Origin of the sequence: Sphingomonas sp. (assembly GCF_019746015.1) — a bacterium.
Taxonomy (GTDB): domain Bacteria; phylum Pseudomonadota; class Alphaproteobacteria; order Sphingomonadales; family Sphingomonadaceae; genus Sphingomonas.
This window is the reverse complement of record NZ_JAIESM010000008.1, coordinates 1-26,141: the sequence shown is the minus strand read 5'-3', so window position 1 is coordinate 26,141 and position 26,141 is coordinate 1. Positions and strand designations below refer to the sequence as shown.

Genomic DNA, 26,141 nt, shown 5'->3' with positions numbered 1-26,141 from the left:
GCACGCTTTTGTGGAAAAGACGGGCAGAAGCGCTAGCGCAACTGGCCGCCCCCGCCAAGCCGGCTGGCCCCGGTGGATAAGCCGGCACCTTGTCCACAACGCCGCGCACAGCCGATGATTGCATCAACAGCCTGTGGATGACGGGGGTGGTGCGCCCGACTCGCTGCGGATTCGCCGGGGTTCGGCCGGTCAAGCTGTTGGCAAAATGCGCATGGTTGCTTAAGCCCAGCGATCAACCGACCCACAACCACAACATCCTATAATTAAGATTCTATTGATAAGGGGGGCCTTGTGACCAAGACGCTGCTGGCGGCACTGAAAGGGGAGCGCCAGGCCCGCCCGCCGATGTGGCTCATGCGTCAGGCGGGTCGCTATCTGCCCGAATATCGCGCGCTTAGAGCCGAAAAGGGCGGTTTTCTCGACCTGGTGAACGACAGCGAGGCGGCCGCCGAGGTGACCGTGCAGCCGCTGCGGCGCTTCGGCTTCGATGCCGCGATCCTGTTTTCCGACATCTTGATGATCCCTTCGGCAATGGGCCAGGCGCTGCGCTTCGGTGTGGGTGAGGGGCCGGAACTGTCGCCCCCGCTGGTCGATCATGCGCTGGCGGCGCTGGAGGCAGCACCGGAGCGGCTGGAGCCGGTCTATGACACGGTGCGCCGGGTGGCGGCGATGCTGGCGCCGGAGACGACCTTTCTGGGCTTTGCCGGCAGCCCCTGGACGGTTGCGACCTATATGGTCGCCGGGCGCGGCAGCAAGGATCAGGCGGAGACGCGGCGCTATGCCTATCGCGATCCGGCGGCGTTTCAGGAAATCATCGACGCGATCACCGACTGGACGGTCGATTATCTCGCCGGGCAGTTCGCCGCCGGGGTCGATGCGGTGCAGCTGTTCGACAGCTGGGCCGGCAGTCTTTCCCCCCAGCAGTTCGAGCAATGGGTGATCGCCCCCAATGCTGAGATTGTCCGCCGGCTGCGCGCGCGCGTGCCCGGCGCGGTGATCATCGGCTTTCCCAAGGGGGCGGGCGCGAAACTGGTCGATTATGCGCGCGGGACGGGGGTCGATGCGCTCGGGCTGGATGAAACGCTCGATCCGGCCTGGGCCAATGCGGCGTTGCCCCCTGAGCTGCCGGTGCAGGGCAATCTCGATCCGCTCGCGCTGGTGACGGGCGGTGCCACGCTCGATGCCGCGATCGACCGGGTGCTGGCAGCCTTCCCCGAGCGACCGCATGTGTTCAACCTGGGCCATGGCATTTTGCAGGACACGCCCATTGCCCATGTCGAGGCACTGGTGAAGCGGGTGCGCGGATGATGGGCTGGCTGGGCTCTGCCTATCCCTGGGTGAAGGCGGCGCATGTCATCTTCGTCATCTTCTGGATGGCGGGGCTGTTCATGCTGCCGCGCTTTCTGGTCTATCATCAGGAAGACGGGCTGGACGGCGCGATGGCGGCGCGTTGGATCGAGCGCGAGAAGAAGCTGCGCCAGATCATCCTGACGCCGTCGTCGATCGTGGTCTGGGCATTGGGGCTGATGCTGGCGGCGCATCTGGGGTTGTTCAGCGGATCGGCCGGGCTTGGCTGGCTGCACGCGAAGTTTGCGCTCGTGGTGCTGCTGACCGGCTATCATCACTGGGCGACCAGCTATTCGAAGCGGCTGGCGCGCGGCGAAGTGCGGCTGACGGGCAAGCAATTGCGGCTGGCCAATGAAGTTCCCGGGATTGCTGCGATCCTGATCGTGCTGCTGGTCGTCGCGCAACCTTTCTGAGGCTTGCTTGACTTGGTCGCGGCCCCGACATAGGGCCGTCGGGCGGGTGCTTTACGCCCCGTCCTGCCTGTTGCACGCCGTCCGTTGATCTGTCCGCGCGGCGCTTCCCCCCAAAACTTTCGGACCATCTCGATGCATTTAGCCGACCTCAAGAAGAAAACTCCCGCCGAACTCGTCGAAATGGCCGAACGCCTCGGCGTGGAAGGCGCATCGACCATGCGCAAGCAGGATCTGATGTTCGCCATCCTGAAGGTGGAAGCCGATAATGGCGAACAGATCATGGGGCTGGGCACCATCGAAGTGCTGCCCGACGGTTTCGGCTTTCTGCGCAGCCCGGAGGCCAATTATCTGGCCGGCCCCGACGACATCTATGTTTCGCCCAACCAGGTCCGCAAATTCGGCCTGCGCACCGGGGACACGGTGGAAGGCGAAATTCGCGGGCCGAAGGATGGCGAGCGCTACTTCGCGCTGACGCGCCTGACCTCGGTCAATTTCGATGATCCCGACGCGCTGCGCCACCGCGTCAATTTCGACAATCTGACGCCGCTTTACCCGGACGAGAAGCTGACGCTCGATCCGCACGACCCGACCGTGAAGGACAAGTCGGCGCGCGTGATCGACATCGTCTCGCCACAGGGCAAGGGCCAGCGCGCGCTGATCGTCGCGCCGCCGCGCGTCGGCAAGACCGTGCTCCTGCAGAACATCGCCAAGGCGATCACCGACAATCACCCCGAAGTCTTTCTGATCGTGCTGCTGATCGACGAGCGGCCCGAGGAAGTGACCGACATGCAGCGCAGCGTGAAGGGCGAGGTGATTTCCTCCACCTTCGACGAACCGGCGCAGCGGCACGTGCAGGTGGCCGAAATGGTGATCGAAAAGGCCAAGCGCCTGGTCGAGCACAAGAAGGATGTCGTCATCCTGCTCGATTCGATCACGCGCCTGGGCCGCGCCTACAACACCGTGGTGCCGAGCTCCGGCAAGGTGCTGACCGGCGGCGTCGATGCGAACGCGCTGCAGCGGCCCAAGCGCTTTTTCGGTGCCGCGCGCAACATCGAAGAAGGCGGCTCGCTGTCGATCATCGCCACCGCGCTGATCGACACCGGCAGCCGCATGGACGAAGTGATTTTCGAAGAGTTCAAGGGCACCGGTAACAGCGAAATCGTGCTCGATCGCAAGGTGGCCGACAAGCGCATCTTCCCCGCGCTCGATGTCGGCAAGTCGGGCACGCGCAAGGAAGAATTGCTGGTCGACAAGGCCAAGCTTTCCAAGATGTGGGTGCTGCGGCGCATTCTGATGCAGATGGGCACCATCGACGCGATGGAATTCCTGCTCGACAAGATGAAGGATTCGAAGACCAACGAGGATTTCTTCGATTCGATGAACCAGTAACGCGCGGTGGGAATGCTCGCTGTTCTTGCCGCCGCATCGCCGATGACAATGGCGATGCTGGGCGAGCGGATCGTCCACGACTTCACCCATCTCGGCTCCTGGGGGGCGCTGGTCGCCTTTGCAACCGTGGTGCTGATCGATGTCGCGCTCGCTGGCGACAATGCGATTGTCGTTGGCGCGCTCGCCGCCGGGCTGCCGCCCGCCCAGCGCCGCCGGGTGATTGCGGTGGGCATTTTTGCCGCGCTGGTGCTGCGCATCGTCTTTGCCGTCGCCATTCTCTATGGGCTGGAACGGTTCAAACAATTCGGCCTGGTGTTTGGCGGCGGGCTGCTGCTGCTGTGGGTGGCGTGGAAAATGTATCGGGAGCTGCGCCCGGTGCATGTCGAGGGGCCGGACGGTGCCGAGGATCACGGCGTGCCGGTGCCCAAGAGCTTTGCCGGCGCCGCCTGGGCGGTGGCCGTGGCCGATGTCTCGATGAGCCTGGACAATGTGCTGGCGGTGGCGGGGGCCGCGCGCGAGCATCCGGGCATATTGGTGGTCGGGCTGGTGCTGTCAGTCGCGCTGATGGGCCTCGCCGCCAACATCATTGCCCGCTACATTGAGCGCTATCGCTGGATCGCGTGGCTGGGGCTGGCGGTGATCCTGTATGTCGCGGGGCGCATGATCATGGAAGGCTGGCACGATCTGCAGCCGATGTTAGGCATGGTTTCCTGATTAATCCATATCTATCAATTATTTAGTCAGAAACCTGCGCGTGGGTGCGTTCATGCGCCAGCAGCCAGGCCTTCGTCGCGCTCCCGTCGCCGGCGGAATACTGACCGAGCGCGCCGCCCGCGCCCAGAATGCGGTGGCACGGTACGATGATGGGGAAGGGATTGCGCGCGCAGAGCTGGCCGATCGCGCGCGGCGCCGAGCCGAGCTGGTGGGCCAGCGCGCCATAGCTCATCGTGCTGCCATAGCCGACGCCGATCAGCCCCGCGCGCAAGGTTTCGCCGCGCGGCGTGGCGGCGGGGGTGAGCGCCACATCGAAATCGTGCCGCGCGCCGGCGAACCACGCCTCCAGCTGATCGGCAACACCGCGCAGGAAGCTGCCGGTGGCTTTCGGCCCCGGTTCGCCCGATATCGTGATGCCCAGCAGCCGCTCGCCCGCTGCCGTCAAGCCGATCCAGGCAATCGGCGTTGCGAGACCACCCTGTTCGCGCGCATACATGGCCCTACTATGCCGTGGCCCGAGCGCCGCACAACCGCGAAAAGGAGCGATGCCCCATGAAGATCAATGTCGAGGTGGAATGCACGCCCGAGGAAGCACGCCGGGTGATGGGCCTGCCCGATTTCACGCCGGTGCATGACAAATATGTCGCGGCGCTGCTGAGTTCGATGGACGGCACCGTGAAGCCCGAGATGATCGACGCGGTGATGCGCAGCTGGGCACCGATGGGGGAGGCGGGGATGAAATTCTGGCGCCAATTGTTCGAGACCGCCGTGCAGAAATAGGCGCGCGGTGACCACCATCTTTGCGGTGTCGAGCGGCGCGCCGCCCGCCGCGATCGCGGTGATGCGGCTGAGCGGGCCGGCGGCGCTGGCGGTCGCCGGTCGGCTGGCGGGCGCGCTGCCGCCGCCACGGCGCGCCGGGGTGCGGGCACTGCGCGATCCTGGCACTGATGCGCTGCTCGACCGGGCGCTGGTGCTGGTGTTTCCCGGCCCTGCCAGCGCGACCGGTGAGGATCTGGTCGAGCTTCACCTTCATGGCGGCCGCGCAGTGGTGGCGGCGGTGTCGGCCGCGCTGGCGGCGGCCGGGCTCTCACCAGCAGCGCCGGGCGAATTCACCCGGCGGGCGCTCGCCAATGGGCGGATCGACCTGGCGGAAGCCGAAGGGCTGGGCGACCTGTTGATGGCTGAGACCGAGCGCCAGCGGCTGAGCGCGCTGGCCTCGGCAGAGGGGGCGGTGAGCCGCGCGGTACGGGGCTGGGTGCATGCGACGCTTGCCGTATCGGCGCTGGTCGAGGCGGCACTCGATTTTTCGGATGAGGAGGATGTGGGCGATGCGCCCGATGCCGGGGTGCGCGCGGCGCTGGCGGCGCTGACCGGGGAGATGAGCACGGTGCTTGCCGCGCCTCCGGTGGAGCGGTTGCGTGACGGCGTGCGCGTGGTGCTGGCCGGGCCGCCCAATGCCGGCAAGTCGACATTGCTCAACGCGCTGGTCGAGCGCGAGGCGGCAATCGTCTCGCCGATTTCGGGCACCACGCGCGACCGGATCGAGGCGCCGGTGACGCGCGACGGCATTGCCTATCTGTTCACCGACACCGCCGGGCTGGCGGCGGCGACCGATGATGCGATCGAGGCGATCGGCATCGCCCGCGCGGTGGAAGCGGCGGCGGCGGCCGATATCGTGCTGTGGCTGGGGGACGATCCGCCGCCCTATGCGCAGGCGCTGTGGCTGTTCCCCCGTGCCGATGCGCGCGGTGAGGCGCCGGCCGGCCGGCTGGCGGTGTCGGCGCAGCGGGGCGAGGGGATGGCGGCGCTCTGGCAGGCGCTGGCCGAACGCGCCGCCGCGCTGCTGCCGCGCGAGGATCAGCTGGCGCTCAACGTGCGGCAGCGGGCGCTGGCCGAGGCGGCGCTGGCGGCGCTCGATGCGGCGAGCGCGGCCACCAACCCGCTGATCATTGCCGAGGAACTGCGCGCCGCGCGCCGCGCGCTCGACGCGATCACCGGCGCGGCCGGGACCGAGGCGATGCTCGACGCGCTGTTCTCGCGCTTCTGCATCGGCAAATGATGTTCCACGTGGAACAGCTTTGACTCACGCGCGCGCGGCGCCTAGGCGGTCGGGCCATGGAGCAGTTTGACGTGATCGTCATCGGCGGCGGGCATGCCGGCACCGAGGCGGCCGCCGCGTCGGCCCGCGCCGGCGCGCGCACCGCGCTGGTGAGCTTCGACCGTGCCCGGATCGGCGCGATGTCGTGCAATCCGGCAATTGGCGGGCTGGGCAAGGGCCATCTGGTGCGCGAGGTGGACGCGTTTGACGGGCTGATCGCGCGCGCGGCGGACGCGGCGGGTATCCATTACCGCATGCTCAACCAGAGCAAGGGCATGGCCGTGCAGGGGCCGCGCGTGCAGGCCGACCGTCGGCTCTACGCCGGCGCGATCCAGGCGATGCTCGCCGCGCAGCCGGGGCTGACCGTGATCGAGGGCGAGGCGGCCGCGCTTTGCGTGCATCAGGGCGCGGTGGCGGGAGTCACGCTGGAGGATGGCCGCACGCTGGCCGGGCGCGCGGTCGTGCTGGGGACGGGCACTTTTCTGGGCGGGCGGCTGTTCTGCGGCGAGGAGCGCGGCGAGGGCGGGCGCGTGAACGAGCGTGCGGCGACGCGGCTGGGCGTTCAACTACGTGCGCTCGCGCTGCCGATGGCGCGGCTGAAAACGGGCACGCCGCCCCGGCTCGACGGGCGCACGATCGACTGGGCGCGGCTGGCCGAGCAGCCGAGCGACGAGGCGGGCTGGACGATGTCGCCGATGACGCCGGCACGGCGGCTGCCCCAGCTGTTCTGCGCGGTGACGCGGACGAACGCGCGCACCCACGCCATCATCGCCGCCGCGCTGGACCGGTCGCCGCTGTTCACCGGCGCAATCGATGCGGCCGGGCCGCGCTATTGCCCGTCGATCGAGGACAAGATCCACCGCTTTGCCGACCGTGACGGGCACCAGATCTTCCTGGAGCCGGAGGGGCTCGACGACGCGACCATCTATCCCAACGGCATTTCCACCTCGCTGCCGGTGGATGTGCAGGCGGCGCTGATCGCCTCGATCGAGGGGCTGGAGGGGGCGCGGATCGTCCAGCCGGGCTATGCGGTGGAATATGACCATATCGACCCGCGCGCGCTCGACCCGACGCTCGCCGTGCGCGCGCTGCCGGGACTTTACTGCGCGGGGCAGATCAACGGCACCACCGGCTATGAGGAGGCGGCGGCGCAGGGGCTGGTGGCCGGGCTGAATGCGGCCGCCTGGGTGCTCGGCCGGGCGCCGCTGCTGCTCGACCGGGCGTCGAGCTATCTGGGCGTGATGATCGACGATCTGGTGCTGCAGGGCGTGACCGAACCCTATCGCATGCTTACCGCGCGCGCCGAGTATCGATTGCATCTGCGCGCGGACAGTGCCGAGACGCGGTTGGCCGACATTGCGGAGGGTGCGGGCGCGCTGGGGCCAGCGCGGCTGGCGCGGTATCGCGCGCGGGGCGCGGCGCGGGCCGAGATCGGGGCGGCGCTCGCCCAGCCGGTCGGCGCGGCGACACTGCGTGCGCGGGGGGCGATGGTGGCGCTCGATGCCGGCACCCTGGCGGCGCGCGAGTGGCTGCGCTTCCCGGATGTCGAGATCGGCCATGTCGCGCCCGAACTGCCGGGCGCGCACGACCCCGCGCTGCTCGCCGAAATGGCCGAGGATGCGCGCTATGCCCCCTATCTGGAGCGGCAGGCGGCCGAAATTGCCGAGCTGCGCGCGGGCGAAGCCACGCCGCTGCCCGCCGGGCTGGACTATGCCGCGATTCCGGGCCTGTCGCTGGAGATGGTCGAGCGGCTGCGCGCGGCGGCCCCGCCAACGCTGGCGGCGGCCGGGCGGATTCGCGGCATCACCCCGGCCGCGCTGTCGGCCATTCTGCTGCACAGCAAGAAGCGCGCGGCGTGACCGAGGCGGAGGCGCGGGCCTGGCTGCGCGATCATTTCGGTGTTTCACGTGAAACGGCGGTCGCCGACTTTGTCACGCGGGTGGTGGCCGAGCAGGGGCGGCAGAATCTGGTGTCGGCCGCGACGCTCCCTGACATCTGGCGACGGCACGTCGTCGATTCGGCGCAGCTGCTGCTCCGCGCGCCGGGGGAGGGGCTGTGGATCGACATCGGAACCGGCGCGGGCTTTCCCGGCATGATCGTCGCGCTGCTCAGCGAACGCCCGGTGCTGATGGTCGAGCCGCGCCGCAAGCGCGCCGATTTTCTGCGCGACTCGGCCGCCGCGCTCGGCCTCACCCATGCACGGGTTGAGGCCGCGCGGGCACAGGCGGTGACGGGGGAAGCCGCCGTCATCTCGGCGCGCGCGGTCGCGGCGCTCGTCGATCTGCTCGGCGCCGCCTTTCATTTATCCACACCAAAAACGCGCTGGCTGCTGCCCAAGGGGAAATCGGCCCGCGAAGAAGTGGCGATGGCGGCGCGTGCATGGCATGGAGTGTTCCACGTGGAACCCAGCTTCACCGACCCCGAGTCGCTGATCGTAATCGCAGAAGGTGTCGCCCGCCGATGATCTGCATCGCCATCGCCAACCAGAAAGGCGGCGTCGGCAAGACGACCACCGCCATCAACCTGGGCACCGCACTCGCCGCGACGGGCATCAGCACGCTGATCATCGATCTCGATCCGCAGGGCAATGCCTCGACCGGGCTCGGCATCGGCCGGGCGGAGCGCGAGCGCTCCTCCTATGACCTGCTGATCGGCGATCTGGGCGTGGCCGAGGCGGCGATTGCCACCCGCGTGCCCAAATTGTCGATCGTGCCAGCCACCGTCGATCTGTCGGGCGCGGAAATCGAGCTGGTCGAGTTCGAGGAGCGCACCCACCGGCTGAACCAGGCGGTGAAGCGCGGCGGCGAGCAATGGGACGTGATCCTGATCGACTGCCCGCCCTCGCTCGGCCTGCTGACCATCAACGCGATGGTCGCGGCCGATTCGCTGCTGGTGCCGCTGCAATGCGAATTCTTCGCGCTTGAAGGGTTGAGCCAGCTGCTCAACACGGTCGAGCGGATTCGCGCCCGCTTCAACCCCGGGCTGTCGATCCTGGGGGTCGCGCTCACCATGTATGACCGCCGCAACCGGCTGACCGACCAGGTGGCCGATGATGTGCGCGCGGTGCTGGGCAAGGTGGTGTTCGACACCGTCATCCCGCGCAATGTGCGCCTGTCCGAAGCGCCCAGCCACGGGCTGCCGGCGCTGATCTATGACCATCGCTGCCCGGGGTCGGAGGCCTATATCGCGCTCGCCCGGGAACTGATCCACCGGCTTCCGCCATCGACCCGAGCTGCCGCATGACCGAAACCGTTCGCAAACCCCGCCCGGGCCTGGGCCGTGGCCTGTCCGCGCTGATGGGCGACGTCGCGCGCGAGGCGCCGGTGGAGCCGGGCGCGGCGGCGCCGGCCGGCGTGAAGCTGCTGCCCGTCGGCGCGCTCACCCCGCATCCCGGCCAGCCGCGCCGCCATTTCGATGAGGCCGCGCTCGACGAACTGGCCGAATCGATTGCGGCGCGCGGGCTGATCCAGCCGATTGTCGTCCGGCCGCACGGGCGCGGCTATCAAATTGTCGCCGGCGAGCGGCGCTGGCGCGCGGCCCAGCGGGCACGGCTGCACGAAGTGCCTGTAATCGTTCGTGATTTCGACGATGCGCAGACGATGGAAATCGCGCTAGTCGAAAATATCCAGCGGCAGGACCTGAACGCGATCGAAGAGGCGGCGGCCTATTCGCGGCTGATCGACGATTATGGCCACAGCCAGGAAGCGCTGGGCCGGCTGGTCCACAAGTCGCGCAGCCACATCGCCAATCTGCTGCGGCTGCTCGATCTGCCGCCGGCGGTGCAGGCGCATGTCGTCGCCGGTGCGCTGCAGATGGGCCATGCCCGCGCGCTGATCGGTGCGCCCGATCCTGAGGCGCTGGCCGCGCAGGTCATCGCCAAGGGGCTGTCGGTGCGCGAGACCGAGCGGCTGGCGCGCGCCGCGAAGCCCGATCGCGCGCGCGACCGCGCCGGCACCGGCGGCCGCGACACCGATATCGCCGCGCTCGAAACCCAGCTTGCCGATTTGCTCGGCCTGACGGTGCGGATCAGCCATGGCGCGAAGGGCGGCAGCCTGACGCTCAACTATTCCACGCTCGATCAGCTCGACATGCTGTGCCAGCGGCTGAGCGGCGAGGCGCTGTAAGGGTTTTACGCGCGGGCCTGTTTAAGGCGGCACCAGCCCGCTCCCCCACCCGGCCTCCCATAGAATACTGCCGTTGGGAGGCCGGGTGGGGGAGCGGGCCGGCACCGCCAACTTTTACTCAGCCGCCCCGGCGCACCGCGCGCGCAATGGCGAGGGCGGCGGCGGCCGCCGTCACATCGGGCGCGCGCGCCATCAGGCTGCGCTCGGCCTCGCGCAGATGGTCGATCGCCGCCGACAGCCGCGCCGGCGGCCAGGCGCGGATGGCGCGCGCGGTCGCGGCCTCTTCCTTGAAGAACACGCGGTGGCGCTTCATCACCTCGCTCACGCTGGCGCCGCCCGCCACCTCGGCCTGCATCTCGGCAAGGCTCATCAGCCGGCGCACCAGCGCGCGCAGCAGGGGGATGGGGGAGGTGTCGCTCAGCAGCGCCAGCTCGGCGCCCAGTGCCGCCGCGTCGCCCGCAACCGCGGCGTTGACGGCGCTGGTCACATCGGCCTCGCCCAGATCGGCGCCGATCGCATCGAGCGCGGCATCGTCGAGCGTTGCGGGGCGCGTCGGATCGGCGTCGAGATAGAGCGCGAGCTTTTCGACCTCGCGCGCCATCACCGCACGGTCGCCGCCCGATGCCGCGACCAGCCGCTCGGCGAGCCGCGCGTCGAGGCGCAGCCCGGCCGCGCCCCCCAAAGTGCGCGCCACGTCCACCGCCTGCGCGCCGGTCGGCACATAGCAGGCATGGGCGACCGCCTCACCGGCGGCGACCGCCAGCTTGACCAGCCTGCCGCTGGCCTTCACTCCCGGCGCGATCATCACCACCGGATTGCCGGCGACATCGGCGCTCAGCAGCCGCTCGGCGGCGTCCGCGCAGTCTTCGCCGGCGCCGCGCACGCGGATATGGCGCCGGCCGCCGAACAGCGAGAGCGCCGCTGCCTCCCCCGCCAGCAGCGCCGGGTCCGCCTTCAGCGCGGCGGGCTCCAGGTCGACGCGCTCGGCATCGGGGCCCATTGCTGCCGCCAGCCGCGCGGCAAGCTCGTCGGCGGCGGATTCATCAGGGCCATGGAGCAGGAACAGCCGCGCCGAGGCCCGGTCGAGCGCGGCGTGCAGCTGCGCGAGATTGGCCGCCTTCACTCGCTGCGGCCGGCGCGCTCGGCATAGAGCGCAACCCGCGCGACAATCTGGTCAGCGACGATCTTCGACAGCCGTTCGAGCGCGGTATTCTCCGCCGCGATCGTCGCATATTCGGAGCCGACCACGTCGATCCCCGCGTCAAAGCCGGCAGTCGCGTCGAGCAGCACAGTGCCATTGGCCAGGTCGATCAGCTGATAGCGCGCGCGCAGCGTCCGCCGTTCGCGCGTCACCGTGTCGTCGCGCCGCACGCCCAGGCCGCTGATCTTGTCATCGAGCTTCACTTCCAGCCGGTAAAGCGGCGTGGTGCCGGCGCGGCCGAGCTGGTCGCGCACCGCATTGCTCACCAGCCAGCCGGCCTGCCCTTCGATGGGAGCGACGTCGATCTGGGTCAGCATCTGCGCCACCTTGCCGCCGCCCCCGCCGCCATAAAGCGGGCGCAGGCCACAGCCGCCGAGCAGCAGCGCAAGCGCGAGGAGGAGCGCGGGCGTCCTCATGCGACGAGATTGACCAGCCGGTCGGGCACGACGATCACCTTTCTGGGCGGCTTGCCGTCGAGCAGGCGGACGACCTTGTCGCTGGCCAGCGCGGCGGCTTCCAGCGCCGCCTTGTCGGTGCCGCGCGCCACCGTCAGCGTGTCGCGCAGCTTGCCGTTCACCTGGATGGCGATGGTCACCTCGCTGTCGACCAGCAGCGCGGGGTCGATTTCCGGCCAGGGCGCATCGGCGATCAGCCCGGCATGGCCGCGCAGCGCCCAGGCTTCCTCCGCCACATGCGGCACCATCGGCGCGACGAGCCGTAGCAGTGCCTCGATCGCCGCCTCCCGGTCGGGGCCGGGCGCGGCGCGCTCGATGGCGTTGGCAAGCTCATAGAGCCGGGCAACCGCCTTGTTGAAGGCAAGCGCCTCGATGTCGCCCGCGACCCCGGCGATGGTCTGGTGCGTCTTGCGGCGCAGCGCCATGTCCTCGGCGCCGCTCCCGTCCTCGGGCTGGAACAGCCGCCACAGCCGCTGGACGAAGCGCCAGCACCCCTCGATCCCCGCCTCGCTCCACGGCAGGTCGCGCTCGGGCGGCGAATCGGAAAGCATGAACCAGCGCACCGCATCCGCGCCATAGGCATCGAACATCGGATCGGGATCGACGACGTTCTTCTTCGACTTGGACATTTTGACGACGCGGCCAACCTCTACCGGTGCGCCGCCATCGCGCATCACCATGCCGGCGTCGCTGCGCGTCACTTCTTCCGGCGAAAGCCAGCCGGCGCCGTCCTCGGCATCGGCACGGCGATAGGTTTCGTGCGTCACCATGCCTTGGGTGAACAGCCCGGCAAAGGGCTCGGCAATGTCCAGCTTGCCGATCGCTTTCAGCGCGCGCGTCCAGAAGCGGGCATAGAGCAGGTGGAGAATGGCATGTTCCACCCCGCCGATATATTGGCCGACCGGCATCCAGCCGGCCACTTCGGCGCGGTCGAACGGCTGGTCCGCCGGCTGGCTGGCAAAGCGCAGGAAATACCAGCTCGAATCGACAAAGGTGTCGAGCGTGTCGGTCTCCCGCCGCGCCGCGCCGCCACAGCTCGGGCAGGCGACATGTTTCCAAGTCGGGTGCCGGTCCAGCGGGTTGCCGGGAATGTCGAAGCTCACATCTTCGGGCAGCACCACCGGCAGCTGGTCACGCGGCACCGGCACCGCGCCGCACGCGTCGCAATGGATGATCGGGATGGGCGTGCCCCAGTAACGCTGGCGCGACACCCCCCAGTCGCGCAGGCGGAACACGGTGCGCCCTTCGCCCCAGCCCTCGCCCTCGGCCCGCTGGATGACGGCGCGCTTGGCGTCCTCAATGTCCATGCCGTCGAGGAAGTGCGAGTTCACGATGGTGCCGGGGCCGGAATAGGCGGTGTCGCCGGCGAAATCGGGCGCATCCTCGGCCCCGTCGGACACCACGCGCGTGACCGTGAGGCCATATTTGCGCGCGAAATCCAAGTCGCGTTGGTCGTGCGCGGGCACGCCGAACACGGCGCCGGTGCCATAATCCATCAGCACGAAATTGGCGATATAGACGGGCAGCTGCCAGGCCGGGTCGAGCGGATGGGTGGCGGTGATCGCCAGCCGGTGGCCAAGCTTTTCCTGCGTTTCCAGCTCAGCCGCCGTGGTGCCGCCCTGGCGGCACTGCTCGATAAAGGCGGCGGCCGCCGGATCGCTGGCAGCGGCGGCCTGCGCAATCGGGTGTTCGGCCGCGACCGCGACGAAGCTTGCGCCGAAGATGGTGTCGGGCCGGGTGGAGAACACCTCTACGCTGCCCCCATCCGACAGCGCGAAGCGGAAGCCCAGCCCCTGGCTGCGCCCGATCCAGTTTTCCTGCATCAGCCGCACCTTTTCGGGCCAGTCCTTCAGCTCGCCCAGCCCATCGAGCAGATCGTCGGCAAAATCGGTGATCTTCAGGAACCACTGGTTGAGCTTGCGCCGCTCGACCAGCGCGCCCGATCGCCAGCCGCGCCCGTCAATCACCTGTTCGTTCGCCAGCACGGTCATGTCGACCGGGTCCCAGTTCACCGCCGATTCGCGGCGATAAACGAGGCCGGCTGCGAACAGGTCGAGGAACAGCGCCTGTTCCTGGCCGTAATAATCGGGCTCGCAGGTGGCGAGCTCACGGCTCCAGTCAATGGCAAGGCCCAGCCGCTTCAGCTGGCGGCGCATCGCGGCGATGTTGGCGCGCGTCCAGTCGCCGGGGTGCACGCCCTTTTCCATCGCCGCATTTTCGGCCGGCATGCCGAACGCATCCCACCCCATCGGGTGGAGCACTTCATAACCCTTCATCCGCCGATAGCGCGCCAGCACGTCGCCCATCGTATAGTTGCGGACATGCCCCATATGGATGCGGCCCGAGGGGTAGGGAAACATCTCCAGCACATAAGCGCGCGGGCGCGGGCTGGCGCTGTCGGCAACAAAGGTTGTGCGCTCTTCCCAGATGGCCTGCCAGGCGCTGTCGGCCTTCAGCGCGTTGAAACGGGTCGCCATGCCTTAGCCAGGCAGCGCGGCACGGCGCAGGTCGCGCGCATGGGTGAGGATGACATCCTCCAGCTTTTGCGCGGTGGCGGCGCGCACCGGCGCGTCCACCCAGTTGCCGTCGCGGTTGATCTGGCGCTGCACCGCCACGCGCACGGCATCGGCGCGCAGATCCTGGTCGAGGATCGACACCGTCACCTTCATCCGCTCGGCTGGCGCTGCGGGATTGGCGTACCAGTCGGTGACGATGACGCCGCCGTTCGAATCGGTCTGCAGCAGCGGCATAAAGCTCAGCGTGTCGAGTGCGGCGCGCCACAAATAGCTGTTCACGCCGATGGTGGTGACGCGGGCGGCGGCCAGTTCGCCGCGCGGGCGGCTGCCCTTGCCGCACCCGGCAAGCGGCAGCGCGATCAGCAGGGCAAGCGGCAGGGCCAGGGCGTGGCGCATGATGGGGCATCCTGAGTGTGGCAAGTAACGAACGCCTTCTATAGGGCGAGCCGGGGGCGCCGCAAGCACGCGCTGCGGCCCGCGTGCCCCAGCTTGCCCGGCGCTGGCCTTTGCGACTCGGCCCGCTGTGTGCCGCGCGCAACACTGGCGGTAAATCCACGGGGCGTGGTGGTATTTGCCAAATGCTTCATGCTAGGCAATATTGCGTAGAAGGAAGGTGTTTCTCGTGTCGCTTCGACTCGCCATCGCCACGGTTGCAGGATCAGCGCTTGCGCTGTGCCTTGCCGTGCCGGCGTTCAGCGCACCGGATCGCGCAGGCGCGACGGCGATCGTGGCGCCGCTTGCCGGCTTCACCCCCGCCTCTGCCGATCCCAAGCTTGCCGCGCTGCTGGCGAAGACCGGCACGGGGACACGCGCCTATCGCTTCACGCCGGCCGAATCGCCGCGCGCCGGCAACCGCCCGGTGACGGTGGCAGTGCGTGCCCGCTCGGCCTTTGTCGTTCAGGTCGAGCCGCGCGCCAGCCAGCCGGAAGCGCCGGCACTGGGTTCGGTCGCGCCGATCAGCTATAATCTGGGCACGTCGCTCGGCTGGCAGAAGTTCGCGCTGCCCGCAGAGCCGAAGCCGGCCGCAGGGGCGCGGATCGCGCTCATCGAAACCAGCGCGCGCCTCCCGGCGGCAGCGCCCGGTGCCGAGCGGCTGCATGTGGCCAGCGAGCCCGTCTCGACCGCGCGACTTGGCCCGACCGAGGCGGGTGCCGGTCTGGGGCTGATCGATGTCGGCGGCGCCTATCGCCTGTCGAAGCATGTCGATCTGACCGCCGGCGTGCGTTACCGCGACCAGCGCTACCGCGTCGATCGCGGGATCGACAGCCGGCAGGACAGCCGCGCCATCTATATCGGTACCGCGCTGCGCTTCTAGGCGCGCCACCCGTCAATCGCCGCCCATCCAATGAAGCGCTGGCCAAGGCCGGCGAATCGCCCCTTGTCCATGCCGCCGAGCGCGATCGCTCGCCCCGGCGCCAGCGCGGCAAGCCGCATCGCGCGCACCCGGCCCAGCGCGCGCGCGCCGGGGTGGGAGGCGGTGGCGAACACCGGCGAGATGAAGATCAGGTTGGCACCGGCGCGGCACCCGCTGATCACTTCGGCCACGTTGTGCGCGGGCCAGGTCTTCAGGCCCGGTGTGCGGCGCGGGTCGCGGCCATGGCGCCCGTCCACCCGGCCCGTCGCCGGCAGCGCGCCCGCCACCACCAGCACCAGCCGCCGCCGCCGCGCCACTGCCCGCACCGCCAGATAGCGCGCGCGGCGGGCAGCGGGCGGCAGATCATAATCGCGAAACACCACCCCGCTGCCGCGCGGCAGGCGTTCCAGCGCCGCCCATAGCGCATCGCCCAGCCGGGCATCGGTCATCAGCCAGGTTCGGGGCAGTTGCTTGGGGTGGTCGCGTCGCATCACCCCCCCTATAGCAACGCCGATGACCGACCCGGAACAGCCCTTGGCAGCCCAGCGCCTTGCCGACATCCAGACCGCGATTGCCCGCGCCGCCAAACTCGCAGGGCGCGCGCCCGCCGACATCAGCCTGATCGCGGTGTCGAAGACCCAGCCGGCCGACGCCATCGCGCCGCTGATCGCCGTCGGCCAGCGCGTGTTCGGCGAGAACCGGGTGCAGGAAGCGGCGGACAAATGGCCCGCGCTGAAGGAAGCGACCCCCGGCCTCGCGCTTCACCTGATCGGCCAGCTGCAATCGAACAAGGCGGAAGCCGCGGTCGCGCTGTTCGACGCGATCCATTCGGTCGACCGGCTGTCGCTGGTCACGGCGCTTGCCCGCGCGATGGACAAGGCAGGCCGGCGCCCGGCCTGTTTCGTGCAGGTGAATATCGGCGACGAAGCGCAAAAGGGCGGCGTCGCCACGGCCGACCTGCCCGCGCTGCTCGCCGAGGCGCGGGCGGCGGCGCTGCCGGTGGCCGGGTTGATGTGCCTGCCCCCGGCGGCGGTTGAGCCCGCACCCTATTTCGCGCTGCTCGCCAAGATGGCGCGCGACCATGGCCTGCCCGGGCTCAGCATGGGCATGTCGGGCGATTTCGAAACCGCGGTCACCATCGGCGCCACCCATGTCCGCGTTGGCACCGCGTTGTTCGGGCCCCGCGCATGAAGGCGCTGATCTTCGATTTCGACGGCGTGCTGATCGAAAGCGAATTTGCCGGCAATGCGCAGGTCGCTCGCTATCTGACCGAGGCCGGCTATCCCACCACCACCGAACAGGCGATGGCGCGTTTCATGGGCCTGTCGGGCGCGGCCTTTACCGACGCGATCGAGCGCTGGATCAACGCGCCGCTGCCCGCCGATTTCTGGGAAAAGCGGCGCGCGGAGGATGAGCGCATCTGGGCGGCCGGCATCGATGCGGTGGCGGGCGCGGTCCATTTCGTGCGCGCGCTGCCGCCCGGCCTGCCGCGCGCGATCGCCTCGTCGAGCAGCACCGCGTGGATCGCGCGCCATCTGGAGCATATCGGCCTCGCTGATGCGTTCGGCCCCCATCTCTACAGCGGCAAGGAGCATGTCGCGCGCGGCAAGCCCAACCCCGATCTTTACTGGCACGCCGCCGATGCGCTGGGCGTGCCGATTGCCGAGGCGGTGATCATTGAGGATTCGCCCGTCGGCGCGACCGGGGCGCTTGCCTCCGGCGCGCGGGTGATCGGCCTCAGCGCCGCCACCCATTGCGGCCCCGGCCACGACGCGGTGCTGCGCGAGCTTGGCGTGGCGGAAGTGGTCGGCGATTTCGCCACGCTGGCCCGGGTGCTGGGGATTTCGGGAAATTGAGGCGGCACCAGCCCGCTCCCCCACCCGGCCACCCATAGAATACTGCCGTTGGGTGGCCGGGTGGGGGAGCGGGCCGGTACCGCCGCCGTTTCAGCAACGCTGAAACCGGATCAAAACTGATGCCCGGTGCGGTCGCGCTTTGTTGCCAGATAGCGGGCATTGTGGGGGTTGGGCGGCAGGCTGTGCGGCACCCGCTCGGCGACCGCAATGCCGGCGGCGGCCAGCGTCGCCACCTTGTCGGGATTGTTGGTGAGCAGCCGCACCTTTTCCTGCCCCAGCAGCGCCAGCATCCGCGCCGCCACGCGGAAATTGCGCGCGTCGACCGCAAAGCCCAGCCGCGTATTGGCGTCGACCGTGTCGAACCCCTGATCCTGCAACTGATAGGCGCGCAGCTTGTTGATCAGGCCAATGCCGCGCCCTTCCTGGCGCAGATAGAGCAGGATGCCCCAGCCTTCCTGCGCGATGCGGGCAATCGCGGCGTCGAGCTGCGGCCCGCAATCGCATTTCAGGCTGCCCAGCACATCGCCGGTCAGGCATTCGCTGTGCAGCCGCACCAGCGGCGGGCGGCCATCGGGCATGCCGATGACGAGCGCGACATGCTCGCCGGCCATTTCGGGGCTGCGAAAGGCGACCAGCTCGGCCTGTTCGGCCTGCGCCACCGGCAGCCGCGCCCGCGCCGCGATCATCAGCCGGGCGGCATCCTCATGCGCGTCGATATCGTCCGGCGTCAGTTCCACCTCGGCCTGTACCCCGGCGCGCACGAAAAAGGCGGGCAGCAGCCCGGCAATCCGCGCCAGCCGCAGCGCCCAGCGCGCGCCATTGGGGTCGGCCAGCTCGATGGCACGATACGGCCCCTGTAGCGGGTGCAACAGATCGAATTGCGGATCGGCCAGCGCCACCGCGGCGTCGAAATCGAGCCAGGGCGCGCGGTCGATCAGCACCGGGCAATCGGGCGCGGCGGCGGCGCGCTGGTTGGTCAGCTTCAGCGTCTCGGCACGCCCGGCGGAGAGCAGCACCGGCGCGGTGCCGGCGGGGTCGAAATCGTTCAGCCGCACTGCGTCCGCCGTTTCGATCGGCAACAGCGCCATCCGGCCCGACGGCAGCGCGAGCGCCACCGGCCAGCCCCGGCGCAGCGCGTCGATCGCGCGGGCGGTGTCGCGCGCGCTCACCGGCTGACGCTCGCCACCCGCGCCGTCACCAGTCGAACTCGGTCACGATCGGGATATGGTCCGACGGTTTGAGCCAGCTTCGACACGCTTCGTGCACGTGGTGGGCGGTGGCGGTTTCGGCAAGGGCGGGGCTCGCCCACATATGGTCCAGCCGCCGGCCCCGGTCGGACGCCGCCCAATCCTTCGCGCGATAGCTCCACCAGGTGTAGAGCCGCGCCGGCGCCGGCACGAAGCGGCGGCCCAGATCGACCCAGCCATGCGCCGCCTGCATCGCGCCAAGTGCTGCGACCTCGACCGGTGTGTGGCTGACCACGTCGAGCAGCTGCTTGTGGCTCCACACGTCCGCTTCGAGCGGGGCGATGTTGAAATCGCCGACCAGCACGGTCGGCTCGGCCAGCATTTCCGACCAGCGCGTCATCCGCTCGACGAAATCGAGCTTCTGGCCGAATTTGGGGTTGGCCTCGCGGTCGGGAATGTCGCCGCCGGCGGGGATATAGACATTGTCGAGCCGCTGGCCGCCGGGCAGCCGCGCGGCGATGTGGCGCGCTTCGCCATTGGCCTGCCAGTCATGCCGCTCGATCTCGGTGAGCGGCACGCGCGAGACGATGGCAACGCCGTGGTGCATCCGCTGGCCGTTGAGCAGCTGGTGCGTATAGCCCAGCGCTGCGAAGGCGGCGGCCGGAAATTCGGCATCGATCGTCTTGGTTTCCTGCAGGCACAGGATGTCGGGCGCCGCATCGCGCAGAAACTGCTCGACAATGGGCAGGCGGAAGCGGACCGAATTGATGTTCCACGAAGCGATGCGGGTAATGGCCATGCCGCGCTGTAGAACCTCCCGCGCCGCCAGACCAGACCCGCAGCGCGGCGCCCGGCCATGGAAAGGCCCTCGTCCCGGGGGCATGGAACGAGGGCCGACCTAGCGTTCGTCACGCAGGCAGAACGGGATTGAGGGCCGGGCAACAGGGGGGCAAACCCGGCGGCTCTCCCGCTCGCCACGCCGTATTAGCCGGGCAAAGCTGTCGGCAGGATGAACGAAACGGTCAGCGGCGCGGGGCGGCCGCGCGCGGTTCGTTGAAGCGGAAGGTCGCGTCGCTCACCGGCTGGTTGAAGCGCTGGTTGCTCAGGCGCACCACCGTGCGGTTGCTCTGCGCGTCGAGCGCGGTCCAGCCCTGCAGCTGCAGCCCGCCCGGCGTACCCGGCTGCCGCTGAAAGACCAGGGTGATGCGCCCGTAATCGGGGTGTTTGGGGTCGGCGGCCTCCACCTGCACCAGCCCCGGATCGGCGCCGGGCACGATCTTGGCATAGCGCGTCGCGTCCTTCGACGGGTCGAGCAGCACGCCCAAAGGCGCGTCGTCGATCGGCCAGCGCTGTTTCTGGCCGACCTGATAATCCAGGAACCACAGTGACTTGCCGTCGCCGACCACCAGGATCGGCACGCCCTTTTCATATTGAAAGCGGATGCGCCCGGGTTTTTTCAGCGTCAGCACGCCCGACACCGTGCGCCCGTCGCGCCCGGTCTGGGTGAAATCGGCGGTCATCGTGTCGACCGCGGCCAGATGCGCCTGCACCAGCGACAGGCTGTCGGCGGCCAGCGCCAGCGGCGCGGCAATCACCAGTCCGGCAAGCGCAAACAAACCGCGTTTCAATGGGTTATCCTTTGGCAAGCATTGCTGTCGCGGCATAGCCTGTCGGCGTTGAACCACCAATGAATGTGTAAACGAGACGCTCTACTTACAGCGGCCTGCCATCTTCATCGAGCAGCACGTCGCGCCGGCCGACATGGTCGGGCTTGGAGACGACGCCTTCCTTCTCCAGCCGGTCCATCAGCCGTGCCGCCGTATTATAGCCGATCCGCAATGACCGCTGCAGCCACGAGGTCGAGGCCTTGCGGCTCTCGATCACCAGCTGGCGCGCGGCGCGATACATCTGCTCCTCGGGCGAATCGTCACCCGAAGGTTGTCCATCCAAAGGGAAGTCTTCCTCCGGCTCCTCGGTGACCGAGGTGATGTAATCGGGCTGGCCCTGCGCGCGCCAATGGTCGGCCACCGCGCGCACCTCGTCATCGCTGACGAACGGCCCGTGCACGCGCACGATTCCCTTACCGCCGGGCATGTAGAGCATGTCGCCCTTGCCGAGCAGCTGTTCGGCACCCTGTTCGCCCAGAATGGTGCGCGAATCGATCTTCGAGGTGACATGGAAGCTGATCCGGGTCGGCAGATTTGCCTTGATGACGCCGGTGATGACATCGACCGACGGCCGCTGCGTTGCCATGATCAGGTGGATGCCCGCCGCGCGCGCCTTTTGCGCCAGCCGCTGGATGAGGAACTCGACCTCCTTGCCCGCCGTCATCATCAGGTCGGCCAGCTCGTCGACGATTACCACGATCTGCGGCAGCACCTGATAATCGAGCGGTTCCTCCTCATAGACCGGCTGGCCGGTTTCGGGATGATAGCCGGTCTGCACACGCCGCCCCAGCGGCTTGCCCTTGGCGCGGGCCTGGCGGACCTTGTCGTTGAAGCCAGCGAGATTGCGCACCCCCAGCGACGACATCTGGCGATAGCGGTCCTCCATCTGCTCGACCGCCCATTTCAGCGCGCGCACCGCCTTGGCCGGATCGGTAACGACCGGGGCCAGCAGATGGGGGATGTTGTCGTACATGCTGAGTTCCAGCATCTTGGGGTCGATCATGATCATCCGGCACTCATCGGGACGCAGCCGATAGAGCAGCGAGAGAATCATGCAGTTGAGGCCGACCGACTTGCCCGAGCCGGTGGTGCCGGCCACCAGCAGATGCGGCATCGGCGCCAGATCGGCGATCACCGGATCGCCGGCGATGTTCTTGCCCAGCACGATGGGCAGCGCGCCGGCCTGCTCGCCTGCCGCCTCGATCAGCTCGCGCAGGCCGACCGACTCGCGCCGGGCATTGGGCAGCTCGATGCCGATCACCGTGCGGCCCGGAATCGTGGCGACGCGCGCCGACACGGCCGACATGTTGCGGGCGATATCGTCGGCCAGCTGGATGACGCGGCTGGCCTTGATGCCGCTGGCCGGTTCCAGTTCGTACATGGTGACGACGGGGCCGGGGCGCACATTTACGATCGCGCCCTTCACATGGAAATCGTCGAGCACCGATTCGAGCAGCCGGGCATTGCGCTCCAGCCCCGGCTTGTCGATCGCATTGCCGGGCGCGGGCGGCGCCGGCGTCAGCAGATCAACGGGCGGCAGCTTGGTCTTGTCGCCCAGGTCGAACGCGGCCTGGCGCGGTGCGCGCGGTGGCGCGGGGCTCGCACTGCTGCGCTCGGCGATGACCGGGGCGGGGCGGGTTTCGGGCACCGCCACCGGGCGCGGCATGCGGGGGGCGGGCGGCGCATAATCGGTGTCATCCACTGCCTCCGGCCCGGCCGCCACGCGCTCTGCCCGCGCGGGCCAGCGCGGCAGGCTGGCGTCGATCTCGAACGCGCGCCAGTAGAGCGCAAAACCCAGCAGCGCGACCAGCGCCGCCAAGCCGCGCCCGGCCCACAGCGCAATCACCGGATCCTCGATCAGCGCCAGCGCCAGCCCGGCCGCCTTGGCCAGTGCCAGGCCCAGCACCCCGCCATAGCCGGCGGGCAGCGCATCCACCGCGCCGCGCGACAGCAGCGCCACCGCCATGCCGAGCAGCACGATGCCGGCCAGCGCCTTGGCCATCATCCGCCGCCATGCGCCCAGCGGCACGTCGCGCCACAGCCGGCTGGCGAACAGCAGCACGGGCGGCACCGCCAGCGCGCCCGCCACCCCCAGCAGCGCGAGCAGCGCGTCGGCAATCATGGCGCCCGGCCGCCCCAGCCAGTTGCGCGGCGGGCCGCCGGCGGCGGTCGACAGCGACGGATCGCCCGGGTGATAGCTGGCCAGCGCCAGCACGAGCAGCAACGCGGCAAAGCCCAGCAGCATCGCGCCGACCAGCGCGCCGCTGCGCCGCGCGCCGTGCCGCACGGTTTCACGCCATAGCGGCGGCTGCACGCTTGCCATGTCCGAACTCCCGTTATGTTCGCAGGTTGTTCACCATCACCCCCGGCGCGGATGACGTCAAGCATGGTAATGCGCCATGATGCGCGCCGCCGCCAGCCCCCGCGCCATGCGGCGTTGGCAGCGGCCGCCCGGCGGGCTATGACCGGCGGTGATGAGCAAGGCTGATGTTCTGATCCTGGGCGGCGGGCTGGTGGGCTGCACGCTGGCACTCGCGCTCGATGCGCACGGCATTTCCAGCATCGTGGTCGATCCCGCCGACCCGGCGCACACGCTGTCGCCGGGCTTTGACGGCCGTGCCTCCGCCATCGCCAGCGCGAGCGGCAGGATGCTCGACGCGATCGGCGTGGGCGCGCGGCTGCAGGGGCTGGGCTGCCCGATCGCCTCGATCCGGGTGAGCGACGGGCTGGCCCCCGGCGCGCTCGATTTCGCGCCGGATGACGCGGGCGATGCGCTGGGCGTGATGTATGAAAACCGCGCGCTGCGCATTGCCCTGAACGATGCAGCGCAGGCGGCCAAGCATATCGACCTGCGCATGAAGACGCGCGCGACCAGCGTTGCGCGCGACGATGCCGCCGTTTCCGCCGTGCTGAGTGATGGCCGCCACGTTCGCGCCGAGCTGCTGATCGCGGCCGAGGGGCGCAATTCGCCGACGCGCGAGGCCGCCGGCCTGAAGATTGCGCGCTGGCGCTATGCCCATAACGCCATCATCACTGCGTTCGCGCACGAACATGCCCATGAGAATTGCGCGTTCGAGATTTTCTATCCCGCCGGCCCCTTCGCCATTCTGCCGCTGGTGCCGCGCGACGGCGTCAACCGGTCTGCACTGGTGTGGACGGTGGCAGACCGCGATGCGGCGGGGATGCTGAAACTGTCCGACCGCGCCTTCCTGGCAGAGGCCGAAAAGAAGATGGGCGGCTTTCTCGGCACGCTTTCGGCGCTGTCGCCGCGCAGCACCTATCCGCTGGGCTTTCACCACGCCGCCAAGCTCACCGCCACCCGGCTCGCGCTGGTGGGCGATGCGGGCCACGGCATCCACCCGATTGCCGGGCAGGGGCTGAACCTTGGCCTGCGCGATGTCGCCGCGCTGACCCAGGTGTTGGTGGAGGGCAAAAGGCTGGGGCTCGATCTGGGCGATGCGCAGCTGCTCACCCGCTATGAACGCTGGCGCGGGCTCGACACCTTCATGGTCGCCGCCGCCACCGACGGGCTCAACCGGCTGTTCGGCATTCCCGGCGGCGCGGCGAGCGCGGTCCGGCGCCTGGGCCTCAGCGCCGTGCAGGCGCTGCCGCCGCTCAAGGGGCTGTTCATGGCAGAGGCGCGGGGCGAATTTGGCGACCTGCCCAAATTGCTGGCGGGCGAGCTGGCTTAGAGTCTTAATTCAGCTTCGCTGAAGCGGCACCAGCCCGCTCCCCCACCCGGCCTCCTACACGATACTGCCGATGGGAGGCCGTCGGGGTCCCCACAAAGTACTATTTTGTGGGGTGCCCCGGGTGGGGAAGCGGGCCGGCACCGCCCGAGCAAAGCAAAAAACTATTCCTCACCCATCCGGCGCGCTTCCTCGACCAGCAGCACCGGCACCCCGTCGCGGATCGGATAGGCAAGGCCGGCGGCATCGCTGACCAGTTCCTGCGCCGCCTCGTCCAGCCGCAAGGGCGTGCGCGTCGCCGGGCAGACCAGCCGTTCGAGCAGCCAGGGGTCGAGTGCCTTGCCGCTCATTGCAGCGTCGCCGTATCATCGCCATCGGTGCGGCCGAAAAACGCCATCAGCTGCGTCAGCAATTCGGCGCGGTCAGCCAGGCTTGGCGCCTCGATCAGCGCCTGTTTTGCCGCCACGTCGAACGGCGCGATCTGGGCGACGCCGTTCACCAGCGATTCGTCGTCGAGGCGGCTGACCGAATCCCAGTCCACCGCATAGCCCTGGGCATCGGCGAAGCGGCGCGATTCGGCCTCCAGCGCGGCGCGCGCGGCGTGCGGCAGCGTCTCCATATCGGGCGCGGGCAGCAATTCGGCCTCCACCTGGCGGAACGGCGTCGTCACGTCGAGCTCGCGCACGATGCGGAACAGCGCGAGCCCCTCCAGCACCAGGTTGAACCGGCCATCGTCCAGCGCCTCGAACTGCGCGATCTTGCCGGCGCAGCCAATGTCGAACAGCGGCGGCACGGTGCCGCCCCCGCGCGGCTGGATCATGCCGATGCGGCGATCGCGCGCCAGCGAATCGGAGACCATCGCGCGGTAGCGCGGCTCGAAAATATGCAGCGGCAAATGCATGCGCGGGAACAACAGCGCGCCCGGCAGCGGGAAGATGGACAGCCGCGTGGACTGCGCGCCCATCAGCCGAACAGGATCGCCGACAGGCGCCGGCGCGTCGCCGCCACCCAGGGATCCTCCAGCCCCACCACCTCGAACAGCTTCAGCAGCCGCTGGCGCGCGGCGCCGTCGTTCCACTCGCGATCATCGGCGATCATCGCCAGCAGCGTGTCGGCCGCGGCCTGATGGTCGCCCGCCGCCATCTGCCCGCCGGCAAGCTGCAGCCGCGCGTCCATGTCGGCGGGATTGGCGGCGGCCTGCGCGGCGAGCGCGGCGAGATCGCCCACCGGCTGCGACTCGCGCGCCAGCGTCAGCGCCGCTTCCGCCCGGGCGATTTCGGGCAGTTTTGCCACTTCCGGCGGCAGCGCGGCAATCGCGGCGGCGGCTTCGTCGGTCTGGCCCAGCGCCACCAGCGCGCGGATGCGCCCGGCGAGCACGGCGGGATGATCGGGCGCCAGTTCGGCAATCTGGTCGAAGATCGACAGCGCGCGCGCCGCGTCGCCCTCGGCCAGCACCTGCTCGCCCATCGCGATCAGCGGCTCCAGCTCGGCCTCGGCCTCGGCGCCCGGCCCCTCGATCGGCAGCTGGCGCAGCAGCTGGTCGAGCGTTGCGCGCAGCTGGCTTTCGGTGCGCGCGCCGGTCAGGTCCGCGACCAGCTGGCCCTGGAACATCGCATAGACGGTGGGAATCGAGCGCACCTGGAACTGCGCGGCGATGAACTGGTTCTTGTCGGTATCGATCGGCACCAGCCGCACGCCCTTGTCGGCATAAGCGGCGGCGACCTTTTCCAGCACCGGCTTCAGCGCCTTGCACGGCCCGCACCATTCCGCCCAGAAATCGATGATGACGAGTTCGCTCATCGACGGTTCGACAACATCGCGCCGGAACGCGGCGATTGCCTCGCGATCGGCGGCACTCATGCCCAAAGTGGCCAAGTCTTGCTCCATGCCGCGCCGGCCCCCCGGCGCGCTGCTGTGGTTGAACAATGTCTGCTATGTGGGCGGTCGCGGCGCCCAAGCCAAGGCTTTTCGTGCGCACCGCGAAAGGGCTTGGCAGCGCCAAATTCCGGTGCTAACAGCCCGCCCTCACCTCCGGGCCGCCACCGCGCGGCCCGTCGATGGCGCCAGAGCGGGCGTAGCTCAGGGGTAGAGCACAACCTTGCCAAGGTTGGGGTCGAGGGTTCGAATCCCT

The 26,141-nt window shown here is 69.2% G+C and carries 27 protein-coding genes; 14 read left to right on the top strand and 13 right to left on the bottom strand.

The features are described 5' to 3' along the window. Positions 1 to 291: 291 nt before the first annotated feature. The 4 genes from hemE to K2Y03_RS01355 all read left to right on the top strand — a co-directional run bounded on the left by hemE (position 292) and on the right by K2Y03_RS01355 (position 3,863). Positions 292 to 1,308: a uroporphyrinogen decarboxylase gene (gene hemE / locus K2Y03_RS01370; protein WP_294087682.1), complete on the top strand. Its 1,017-nt coding sequence runs from the start codon at positions 292 to 294 to the stop codon at positions 1,306 to 1,308. Continuing rightward, entirely contained in the window at positions 1,305 to 1,760 is a 456-nt protein-coding gene (locus K2Y03_RS01365) for a CopD family protein (RefSeq protein ID WP_294087680.1), read from the top strand. Before hemE ends, K2Y03_RS01365 begins: the two co-directional genes overlap by 4 nt. Positions 1,761 to 1,892: 132 nt before the next feature. Beyond that, positions 1,893 to 3,149, top strand: coding sequence for a transcription termination factor Rho (gene rho / locus K2Y03_RS01360; RefSeq protein WP_294087679.1), 1,257 nt, complete (start codon positions 1,893 to 1,895; stop codon positions 3,147 to 3,149). Between the two features lie 12 nt (positions 3,150 to 3,161). Beyond that, complete coding sequence (locus tag K2Y03_RS01355; RefSeq protein ID WP_294087678.1) at positions 3,162 to 3,863, top strand: YjbE family putative metal transport protein; 702 nt, start codon at positions 3,162 to 3,164, stop codon at positions 3,861 to 3,863. Positions 3,864 to 3,885: 22 nt separating this feature from the next. Here K2Y03_RS01355 and K2Y03_RS01350 read toward each other — a convergent pair whose 3' ends face one another. Further along, a complete protein-coding gene (locus tag K2Y03_RS01350) occupies positions 3,886 to 4,359 on the bottom strand; it encodes a methylated-DNA--[protein]-cysteine S-methyltransferase (protein WP_294087677.1) in 474 nt (157 codons plus the stop codon). 56 nt (positions 4,360 to 4,415) lie between these two features. Between K2Y03_RS01350 and K2Y03_RS01345 the strand changes: the two genes are divergently transcribed. Genes K2Y03_RS01345 through K2Y03_RS01320 form a run of 6 tightly spaced genes read left to right on the top strand, consistent with a single transcriptional unit; the run spans position 4,416 to position 10,085 of the window. Then, positions 4,416 to 4,643 (top strand): DUF6489 family protein, encoded by a 228-nt coding sequence (locus K2Y03_RS01345; protein WP_294087676.1) that lies wholly within the window; start codon positions 4,416 to 4,418, stop codon positions 4,641 to 4,643. Positions 4,644 to 4,650: 7 nt separating this feature from the next. Next, positions 4,651 to 5,922: a tRNA uridine-5-carboxymethylaminomethyl(34) synthesis GTPase MnmE gene (gene mnmE / locus K2Y03_RS01340; protein ID WP_294087675.1), complete on the top strand. Its 1,272-nt coding sequence runs from the start codon at positions 4,651 to 4,653 to the stop codon at positions 5,920 to 5,922. Between the two features lie 56 nt (positions 5,923 to 5,978). Next, entirely contained in the window at positions 5,979 to 7,820 is a 1,842-nt protein-coding gene (gene mnmG, locus K2Y03_RS01335) for a tRNA uridine-5-carboxymethylaminomethyl(34) synthesis enzyme MnmG (protein ID WP_294087674.1), read from the top strand. Continuing rightward, positions 7,817 to 8,425, top strand: coding sequence for a 16S rRNA (guanine(527)-N(7))-methyltransferase RsmG (locus tag K2Y03_RS01330; RefSeq protein WP_294087673.1), 609 nt, complete (start codon positions 7,817 to 7,819; stop codon positions 8,423 to 8,425). Before mnmG ends, K2Y03_RS01330 begins: the two co-directional genes overlap by 4 nt. Beyond that, positions 8,422 to 9,204 carry a ParA family protein gene (locus tag K2Y03_RS01325; protein WP_294087672.1) on the top strand — a complete coding sequence of 261 codons (783 nt, stop codon included), beginning with the start codon at positions 8,422 to 8,424 and terminating at the stop codon, positions 9,202 to 9,204. Before K2Y03_RS01330 ends, K2Y03_RS01325 begins: the two co-directional genes overlap by 4 nt. Beyond that, on the top strand, positions 9,201 to 10,085 hold the full coding sequence (locus K2Y03_RS01320) for a ParB/RepB/Spo0J family partition protein (protein WP_294087671.1): 885 nt from the start codon (positions 9,201 to 9,203) through the stop codon (positions 10,083 to 10,085). Before K2Y03_RS01325 ends, K2Y03_RS01320 begins: the two co-directional genes overlap by 4 nt. Positions 10,086 to 10,203: 118 nt before the next feature. Here K2Y03_RS01320 and holA read toward each other — a convergent pair whose 3' ends face one another. The 4 genes from holA to K2Y03_RS01300 are packed head-to-tail and all read right to left on the bottom strand — an operon-like array spanning position 10,204 to position 14,653. Beyond that, complete coding sequence (gene holA, locus K2Y03_RS01315; RefSeq protein WP_294087670.1) at positions 10,204 to 11,208, bottom strand: DNA polymerase III subunit delta; 1,005 nt, start codon at positions 11,206 to 11,208, stop codon at positions 10,204 to 10,206. Then, a complete protein-coding gene (gene lptE / locus K2Y03_RS01310; RefSeq protein ID WP_294087669.1) occupies positions 11,205 to 11,702 on the bottom strand; it encodes an LPS assembly lipoprotein LptE in 498 nt (165 codons plus the stop codon). Before lptE ends, holA begins: the two co-directional genes overlap by 4 nt. After that, on the bottom strand, positions 11,699 to 14,218 hold the full coding sequence (gene leuS, locus K2Y03_RS01305; protein ID WP_294087668.1) for a leucine--tRNA ligase: 2,520 nt from the start codon (positions 14,216 to 14,218) through the stop codon (positions 11,699 to 11,701). Before leuS ends, lptE begins: the two co-directional genes overlap by 4 nt. 3 nt (positions 14,219 to 14,221) lie before the next feature. Continuing rightward, entirely contained in the window at positions 14,222 to 14,653 is a 432-nt protein-coding gene (locus tag K2Y03_RS01300) for a DUF3576 domain-containing protein (protein WP_294087667.1), read from the bottom strand. A gap of 226 nt (positions 14,654 to 14,879) precedes the next feature. Between K2Y03_RS01300 and K2Y03_RS01295 the strand changes: the two genes are divergently transcribed. Continuing rightward, positions 14,880 to 15,572, top strand: coding sequence for a hypothetical protein (locus K2Y03_RS01295; RefSeq protein WP_294087666.1), 693 nt, complete (start codon positions 14,880 to 14,882; stop codon positions 15,570 to 15,572). On the opposite strand, the gene K2Y03_RS01290 is transcribed toward K2Y03_RS01295, so the two are convergent. Beyond that, positions 15,569 to 16,102, bottom strand: coding sequence for a thiamine phosphate synthase (locus tag K2Y03_RS01290; RefSeq protein WP_294087665.1), 534 nt, complete (start codon positions 16,100 to 16,102; stop codon positions 15,569 to 15,571). The genes K2Y03_RS01295 and K2Y03_RS01290 overlap by 4 nt on opposite strands. Positions 16,103 to 16,124: 22 nt before the next feature. Between K2Y03_RS01290 and K2Y03_RS01285 the strand changes: the two genes are divergently transcribed. Together K2Y03_RS01285 and K2Y03_RS01280 are read left to right on the top strand one after the other, a co-directional pair. Next, entirely contained in the window at positions 16,125 to 16,802 is a 678-nt protein-coding gene (locus K2Y03_RS01285; protein ID WP_294087664.1) for a YggS family pyridoxal phosphate-dependent enzyme, read from the top strand. After that, positions 16,799 to 17,467, top strand: coding sequence for an HAD family phosphatase (locus tag K2Y03_RS01280; protein ID WP_294087663.1), 669 nt, complete (start codon positions 16,799 to 16,801; stop codon positions 17,465 to 17,467). Before K2Y03_RS01285 ends, K2Y03_RS01280 begins: the two co-directional genes overlap by 4 nt. A gap of 110 nt (positions 17,468 to 17,577) precedes the next feature. Here K2Y03_RS01280 and ribA read toward each other — a convergent pair whose 3' ends face one another. The 4 genes from ribA to K2Y03_RS01260 all read right to left on the bottom strand — a co-directional run bounded on the left by ribA (position 17,578) and on the right by K2Y03_RS01260 (position 22,644). Beyond that, positions 17,578 to 18,636 carry a GTP cyclohydrolase II gene (gene ribA / locus K2Y03_RS01275; protein WP_294087662.1) on the bottom strand — a complete coding sequence of 353 codons (1,059 nt, stop codon included), beginning with the start codon at positions 18,634 to 18,636 and terminating at the stop codon, positions 17,578 to 17,580. Between the two features lie 25 nt (positions 18,637 to 18,661). Continuing rightward, positions 18,662 to 19,453, bottom strand: coding sequence for an exodeoxyribonuclease III (locus K2Y03_RS01270; RefSeq protein ID WP_294087660.1), 792 nt, complete (start codon positions 19,451 to 19,453; stop codon positions 18,662 to 18,664). 223 nt (positions 19,454 to 19,676) lie between these two features. Next, positions 19,677 to 20,282: an outer membrane lipoprotein carrier protein LolA gene (locus K2Y03_RS01265; protein ID WP_294087658.1), complete on the bottom strand. Its 606-nt coding sequence runs from the start codon at positions 20,280 to 20,282 to the stop codon at positions 19,677 to 19,679. Positions 20,283 to 20,367: 85 nt separating this feature from the next. Then, the gene (locus K2Y03_RS01260) at positions 20,368 to 22,644 is read right to left on the bottom strand and encodes a DNA translocase FtsK 4TM domain-containing protein (protein ID WP_294087655.1); all 2,277 of its coding nucleotides are present in this window, start codon (positions 22,642 to 22,644) and stop codon (positions 20,368 to 20,370) included. A gap of 151 nt (positions 22,645 to 22,795) precedes the next feature. On the opposite strand from K2Y03_RS01260, the gene K2Y03_RS01255 reads away from it, so the two are divergent. Beyond that, positions 22,796 to 24,013, top strand: coding sequence for a UbiH/UbiF/VisC/COQ6 family ubiquinone biosynthesis hydroxylase (locus tag K2Y03_RS01255; RefSeq protein WP_294087653.1), 1,218 nt, complete (start codon positions 22,796 to 22,798; stop codon positions 24,011 to 24,013). A gap of 161 nt (positions 24,014 to 24,174) precedes the next feature. On the opposite strand, the gene K2Y03_RS01250 is transcribed toward K2Y03_RS01255, so the two are convergent. Genes K2Y03_RS01250 through K2Y03_RS01240 form a run of 3 tightly spaced genes read right to left on the bottom strand, consistent with a single transcriptional unit; the run spans position 24,175 to position 25,870 of the window. Beyond that, positions 24,175 to 24,360, bottom strand: coding sequence for a Trm112 family protein (locus K2Y03_RS01250; RefSeq protein ID WP_294087652.1), 186 nt, complete (start codon positions 24,358 to 24,360; stop codon positions 24,175 to 24,177). Then, entirely contained in the window at positions 24,357 to 24,974 is a 618-nt protein-coding gene (locus K2Y03_RS01245) for an LON peptidase substrate-binding domain-containing protein (RefSeq protein ID WP_294087650.1), read from the bottom strand. The genes K2Y03_RS01250 and K2Y03_RS01245 overlap by 4 nt, the downstream gene beginning before the upstream one ends. Then, the gene (locus K2Y03_RS01240; RefSeq protein ID WP_294087648.1) at positions 24,974 to 25,870 is read right to left on the bottom strand and encodes a tetratricopeptide repeat protein; all 897 of its coding nucleotides are present in this window, start codon (positions 25,868 to 25,870) and stop codon (positions 24,974 to 24,976) included. The genes K2Y03_RS01245 and K2Y03_RS01240 overlap by 1 nt, the downstream gene beginning before the upstream one ends. Between the last annotated feature and the right edge of the window lie 271 nt (positions 25,871 to 26,141).

Excerpts from the sequence above, each read along its gene's own strand:
- leuS (WP_294087668.1), bottom strand. The coding sequence starts at position 14,218 with ATGGCGACCCGTTTCAACGCGCTGAAGGCCGACAGCGCCTGGCAGGCC.
- K2Y03_RS01255 (WP_294087653.1), top strand. The coding sequence starts at position 22,796 with ATGAGCAAGGCTGATGTTCTGATCCTGGGCGGCGGGCTGGTGGGCTGC.
- K2Y03_RS01320 (WP_294087671.1), top strand. The coding sequence starts at position 9,201 with ATGACCGAAACCGTTCGCAAACCCCGCCCGGGCCTGGGCCGTGGCCTG.
- lptE (WP_294087669.1), bottom strand. The coding sequence starts at position 11,702 with ATGAGGACGCCCGCGCTCCTCCTCGCGCTTGCGCTGCTGCTCGGCGGC.
- K2Y03_RS01300 (WP_294087667.1), bottom strand. The coding sequence starts at position 14,653 with ATGCGCCACGCCCTGGCCCTGCCGCTTGCCCTGCTGATCGCGCTGCCG.
- K2Y03_RS01270 (WP_294087660.1), bottom strand. The coding sequence starts at position 19,453 with ATGGCCATTACCCGCATCGCTTCGTGGAACATCAATTCGGTCCGCTTC.
- K2Y03_RS01250 (WP_294087652.1), bottom strand. The coding sequence starts at position 24,360 with ATGAGCGGCAAGGCACTCGACCCCTGGCTGCTCGAACGGCTGGTCTGC.
- K2Y03_RS01285 (WP_294087664.1), top strand. The coding sequence starts at position 16,125 with ATGACCGACCCGGAACAGCCCTTGGCAGCCCAGCGCCTTGCCGACATC.
- K2Y03_RS01280 (WP_294087663.1), top strand. The coding sequence starts at position 16,799 with ATGAAGGCGCTGATCTTCGATTTCGACGGCGTGCTGATCGAAAGCGAA.
- K2Y03_RS01290 (WP_294087665.1), bottom strand. The coding sequence starts at position 16,102 with ATGCGACGCGACCACCCCAAGCAACTGCCCCGAACCTGGCTGATGACC.
- rho (WP_294087679.1), top strand. The coding sequence starts at position 1,893 with ATGCATTTAGCCGACCTCAAGAAGAAAACTCCCGCCGAACTCGTCGAA.
- K2Y03_RS01345 (WP_294087676.1), top strand. The coding sequence starts at position 4,416 with ATGAAGATCAATGTCGAGGTGGAATGCACGCCCGAGGAAGCACGCCGG.
- K2Y03_RS01350 (WP_294087677.1), bottom strand. The coding sequence starts at position 4,359 with ATGTATGCGCGCGAACAGGGTGGTCTCGCAACGCCGATTGCCTGGATC.
- K2Y03_RS01365 (WP_294087680.1), top strand. The coding sequence starts at position 1,305 with ATGATGGGCTGGCTGGGCTCTGCCTATCCCTGGGTGAAGGCGGCGCAT.
- K2Y03_RS01260 (WP_294087655.1), bottom strand. The coding sequence starts at position 22,644 with ATGGCAAGCGTGCAGCCGCCGCTATGGCGTGAAACCGTGCGGCACGGC.
- mnmG (WP_294087674.1), top strand. The coding sequence starts at position 5,979 with ATGGAGCAGTTTGACGTGATCGTCATCGGCGGCGGGCATGCCGGCACC.
- K2Y03_RS01240 (WP_294087648.1), bottom strand. The coding sequence starts at position 25,870 with ATGAGTGCCGCCGATCGCGAGGCAATCGCCGCGTTCCGGCGCGATGTT.
- K2Y03_RS01355 (WP_294087678.1), top strand. The coding sequence starts at position 3,162 with ATGCTCGCTGTTCTTGCCGCCGCATCGCCGATGACAATGGCGATGCTG.
- K2Y03_RS01325 (WP_294087672.1), top strand. The coding sequence starts at position 8,422 with ATGATCTGCATCGCCATCGCCAACCAGAAAGGCGGCGTCGGCAAGACG.
- K2Y03_RS01245 (WP_294087650.1), bottom strand. The coding sequence starts at position 24,974 with ATGGGCGCGCAGTCCACGCGGCTGTCCATCTTCCCGCTGCCGGGCGCG.